Origin of the sequence: Levilactobacillus tujiorum, from assembly GCF_012641185.1 — a bacterium.
GTDB lineage: Bacteria > Bacillota > Bacilli > Lactobacillales > Lactobacillaceae > Levilactobacillus > Levilactobacillus tujiorum.
The window spans coordinates 1-204 of the sequence record NZ_JAAXLK010000085.1; the positions used below are offsets into that span (position 1 = coordinate 1).

Annotated in this window: 1 protein-coding gene; it reads right to left on the reverse strand. The window is 49.0% G+C overall.

Going from position 1 to position 204, the window contains the following annotated elements:
* Positions 1-140 (reverse strand): transposase (locus tag HF569_RS12320; RefSeq protein ID WP_141729386.1); only part of this gene is annotated, 140 nt, incomplete at its 3' end.
* Positions 141-204 lie beyond the last annotated feature (64 nt).

Genomic DNA, 204 nt, shown 5'->3' on the forward strand with positions numbered 1-204 from the left:
CTGCGCATGAGCCAGAGGATAGCGTTGAGGGCGGTACGGTTGTCTAGGCTTGATGGACGGCCAGTCCGGTATGGCGGGAAGTATCCTTTGATTCGGTCCCACTGAGCATCTTCTAGTTCGTATCGTTTAGGTGTTGTCATCGGAATGCCTCGATTCGTTTTTCCTCAGATTATACCTGAATTTTTAGTTTTCAGACAGTCCCTA